Annotated in this window: 3 protein-coding genes; 2 read left to right on the top strand and 1 reads right to left on the bottom strand. The window is 69.0% G+C overall.

The features are described 5' to 3' along the window. Window positions 1–89: 89 nt before the first annotated feature. Complete coding sequence (locus tag ACIBEF_RS31990) at window positions 90–563, bottom strand: ABC transporter substrate-binding protein (protein WP_396797155.1); 474 nt, start codon at window positions 561–563, stop codon at window positions 90–92. Window positions 564–853: 290 nt separating this feature from the next. Between ACIBEF_RS31990 and ACIBEF_RS31985 the strand changes: the two genes are divergently transcribed. After that, window positions 854–1,390, top strand: coding sequence for a helix-turn-helix domain-containing protein (locus tag ACIBEF_RS31985; RefSeq protein ID WP_357208222.1), 537 nt, complete (start codon window positions 854–856; stop codon window positions 1,388–1,390). A gap of 126 nt (window positions 1,391–1,516) precedes the next feature. Further along, window positions 1,517–3,400: a Xaa-Pro dipeptidyl-peptidase gene (locus ACIBEF_RS31980; RefSeq protein WP_396797154.1), complete on the top strand. Its 1,884-nt coding sequence runs from the start codon at window positions 1,517–1,519 to the stop codon at window positions 3,398–3,400. Window positions 3,401–4,302 lie beyond the last annotated feature (902 nt).

Below are 4,302 nucleotides of genomic sequence, written 5' to 3'. Positions count from 1 at the left end.
TCAGAAGGGTGTTGAGGTCTGTCGTCACAAACAGATCTTCAACACCCTTCGTCTATGCCCACACCCCGGGGTCGTTAGGACTTACTCGTCTAGGCGACAACGACCGTGCTGTCGTCGGTCTTGGTCACTGTCAGTCCGCTGACGGTGACCGCGGGGCTGGCCTTGATGTTCTTCAGGCGGTTCAGCGAGAAGACGACGTCGTCGGCGGTGAGCGGGCTGCCGTCGGCGAACGTCACGCCCTGGCGCAGCTTGAAGGTGAACGTTGTGGCATCCGGCGACGCCTGGTACGACTCGGCCAGCGCGGGCACCGGCTTACTCACATCCGAACCCTTGAAGGTGAGCAGGGTGTCGTAGAGGGCGTGTACGGCGGTCAGACCGGTTGCCTCGTAGACCCGGCCGGGGTCGAGGGTCTTGAGCACGAACGAGGTGTTCACGGTGAGGGTCTTGGCCGTGCCGTTCGCGTTTCCACCACTGCCGCCGGCGCTACAGGCGCTGACGGCGAGGACGGCCAGCGTCGCCAGAGCGGACGCTCCGGCGAGGAGCCGGCGGGGAGACACCGACATGCTGTTCCTACCTTCGTATCGCGCGGCCCGCCGTGCGGGATCCGCGGGGCGTCGACGTCCGGCGGGCGACACCACCCATCGGCCGGGCTGATGGGATGACGGCGTCGCGGGTTTCTCGGGGGCGTCGTCTCGGGGTTGGATGTAAACCGGGCTGCAGGCGTCCGGTTCGCGCCTCGGTGCGGCTTGTTCACTTGAGTCGAACATTGCCGGCTGATGTTTAGCGATCCTAAACAGGCCCGTATAGTTTGGTCAATCAAGATTCAGCCACACTGTTTTTGGAACGAGGACACATGCTCGGTGACCGACTCCGCGACCTGCGTCAGCAGCACTCCCTCACGCTGCGTCAGCTCGCCACAGCCGCCGACGTGTCCCCCGCCCTGCTCAGCCAGATCGAGAACGGCGCCACCGACCCCAGCCTCTCCACCCTGCGCAAACTCGCCCAGGTCTTCGACACCTCGATCGCCGAGCTGTTCTCCGAGCCCGAGGCGCCACCGGTGCACGTCAGCCGCGTCGGCGCCCGGACCAGGCTGGCCGCGCCACCCGGCCAGATCACCTACGAACGACTCACCCCCGGCCGCGGCGACCTGGAAGTGCTCCAGGCCCACCTCGCACCCGGCGACGCCAGCTCCGCCGAACCGTGGGCGCACCCGTCGACCGAATGCGCGATCGTCATCAGCGGCGCTGTCGTCGCCGAGATCGGCGGTGAGTCGTACACCCTCACCGCCGGCGAGTCGGTCACCTTCGACTCGCGCCTCGCGCACCTCTACCGCAACGCCAGCGACCAGCGCGCCCACCTGATCATCGCGGTGACGCCACCGACTCCCTGACCGACCACGGTGGACAGCCGACGGGATCGACGGAACGCCGCGGCGGACCTAGCATGACCACGAATGGATCTTCGAGATTGGCCCCTGCCGACCCCCGGCAACCAGCCCAACCGAAGGGAGACGCGCATGCGTCGACCCCGTCATCTGGTCCTCCTGAGCCTCGGCGTATCCGGTGCTCTGGTCCTCAGCGCAGCCCCACCCGCGGCCGCGGCTCCGCCCACGCCCACCACGCCCACCGGCATCGTGGTCAGCGACGGCATAACCCAACCGGTGTTCTCGCTCGCCGACGCGATCGAGGAGCGGGTGTTCGTCCAGACCCCGGTGGACACCGACCACGACGGTCAGCCCGACCGGGTGGCGATCGACATCTCCCGGCCCCGGGAGACCGCCACGCAGGGCTTCAAGGTGCCTGTCATCTTCGAGCACAGCCCGTACCGCAAGGGCACCTGGGGTGACGTGCCGTACCCGAGCGTGCTGGTCGACGACCTGCCGCAGAACGGCCTGACCGACCGCAACGGGCGTCGCGCCCTCGACGCCGGCACGCAACGGGCCCAGGCGAAGGCCAACCTGCCCGGCTCGCTGGACGACTACTACGTACCCCGCGGGTACGCGGTGGTGCTCGGCCAGAGCGTCGGCACCGGCGACTCCGACGGCTGCCCGACCAGCGGGGACCAGGCCGAGACGCTCGGCACCAAGGCGGTCATCGACTGGCTCAACGGCCGGGCCAAGGGGTACGACGCCAACGGCGCCCCGGTCACCGCCGGCTGGACCACCGGCGCGGTCGGCATGACCGGTGTCTCCTACAACGGGACACTGCCCAACCAGGTGGCCACCACCGGCGTCAAGGGGCTCAAGACCATCGTGCCGGTCTCCGCGATCAGCAGCTGGTACGACTACTACCGGGCCAACGGCCTGGTGGTCGCGCCCGGGACGTTCCAGGGCGAGGACCTCGACATCCTGGCCCAGTACACCGCCGGGCAGGCGCGCGCCGAGGGGCCCTGCGCCGACGAGCTCGCGGACATCACCGCCAAGCAGGACCGGATCACCGGCGACTACTCGAAGTTCTGGCAGGATCGCGACTACCTCGACGCCCGCGACGTCAAGGCCAGCGTCTTCGTCGTGCACGGCCTCAACGACTGGAACGTGAAGACCGAGCACTTCGCCGGCTGGTGGGACCAGCTCGCCAAGCGCGACGTCCCCCGCAAGATCTGGCTGCACCAGGGCGGCCACGGTGGTCCGGGCAGCAGCGCGTCGGTGACCCTGCCCGGTGGGCAGACGTGGACGTACAAGCAGACCGAGAACCGCTGGTTCGACTTCTGGCTGTGGAACGTGCGCAACGGCATCATGGACGAGCCGACGGCGGTGCTCCAGCGCGAGGACCGCGCCTACACCACGTACGCCAACTGGCCCGACCCGTCGGCGCGGGAGGTCGGGCTGCGCTTCGCCGCGACCGACACCACCGCACCCGGCACGCTCACCACCGGCAAGCCGCCGAAGACCCCTGTGCAGCAGAGCTTCGTCGACGAGGGCCGGACCATCCACCCGGACACCCTGGTGTCCAACCCGGACACCGCGAGCGCCAACCGACTCGCCTACCGCTCCCCCGAGCTGACGCAGAGCGTGCGCATCTCCGGGCGTCCGGAGATGCGACTGCGGATGGCGATCGACAACAAGCCGGACGCGAACCTCACCGCGTACCTGGTCGACTACGGCCCGGCCGGGTCGACCGCAGCCCCGACCGTGGTGACGCGAGGTTGGATGGACCCGCAGAACCGCAAGAGCGTCGCTCGAACGTCGCCGGTGCGCCAGGGCAAGCTGTACGACTACCGGTGGACCATGGAGCCGAAGGACTACATCTTCCCGGCGGGACACCGGATCGGCGTGGTCGTCTTCTCCAGCGACCAGGAGTACACCCTCCTGCCGTTGGGCGGCACCGAACTGCGGGTCGCCCCGAACGACAGCGAACTGCGACTGCCGGTTGTCGGCGGGCGGAGCGTCCTCGGGTTCTGATTTCATCTTCGCGCTCCCGGGTGGGGCAGTCCGACACGTTCGGGCTGCCCCACCCGCACGTCGGAACCACCCCGCCCGCGCCGCCCGCCCGCGCGTGCCACCCCCTGCCCTGCCAGCGTCGATCATGGAGTTGTGGTGCCCGGTTCGGCCACTACGGAGCATTTTGTCACCCACCACAACTCCTTGATCGACGCTGGCCCGGCGTTGACGAACAGCCGCCCTCCTCACGCGACGGCGTTCAGGGCGAGCTTTCCGGTGCCCTGCCCAAAGTCCGCGAGATCGTGCTCGATCCTTGATGCAGTGGTCTCGTGGCACGAGGAAGGCCCTGTTTCGTGGATCAAGCACGATCTTGCGCCGGGTTCGCACTGCGACCCCGACCAGGCCCGACCGCACTACACCGTGACCCGACCAGGCCGATCTCGGGACACCAAACCGTGCACGCGAACATGATCCACTCAGGTTTCATGATGCCGGGGCATCCCGGGCAGCGGGACACCGCGACTTCCAGGAACCCGAGTGGATCATGTTGGCCTGGCCGGCATGTCGGGGCGCTGGCAGGCTCGCAGGTGGTGGCCAGCGTTCGCTTGGCCGGCGAGGTGGGCGGTTTGTCGGGTTCGGCCTCGCGTGTCGGGTGGTCGGGGCCACCCCGGCGGCGGAATCGGCGGCCGGCCGGGGTCGTTATACATGGCAGACCACCGCGCCCGTCGAGTCGTAGGGCGCCGGCCCCGGGAACACCCGGCAGGCCGCCACGGTTGCGACACCGATCGGCCGGAACGGCAGCCACCGGGAACACACGGCAGGCCGCCTCGGTTACATCCCCGAACGGCCGAGCACCACAATGGCCGGGCCGCCGCCGGGAACACCCGGCAGGCCGCCTCGGTTACACCCCCCGAACGGCCGAG

It is taken from the genome of Micromonospora sp. NPDC050795 (genome assembly GCF_044456785.1).
Lineage (GTDB): Bacteria > Actinomycetota > Actinomycetes > Mycobacteriales > Micromonosporaceae > Micromonospora.
Note: the sequence above shows the minus strand (reverse complement) of the source record. Positions and strands in the feature narration are given on the sequence as shown.

Bases quoted from the DNA above. Each gene is read 5' to 3' on its own strand.
- ACIBEF_RS31990 (WP_396797155.1), bottom strand. From the start codon at position 563: ATGTCGGTGTCTCCCCGCCGGCTCCTCGCCGGAGCGTCCGCTCTGGCG.
- ACIBEF_RS31980 (WP_396797154.1), top strand. From the start codon at position 1,517: ATGCGTCGACCCCGTCATCTGGTCCTCCTGAGCCTCGGCGTATCCGGT.
- ACIBEF_RS31985 (WP_357208222.1), top strand. From the start codon at position 854: ATGCTCGGTGACCGACTCCGCGACCTGCGTCAGCAGCACTCCCTCACG.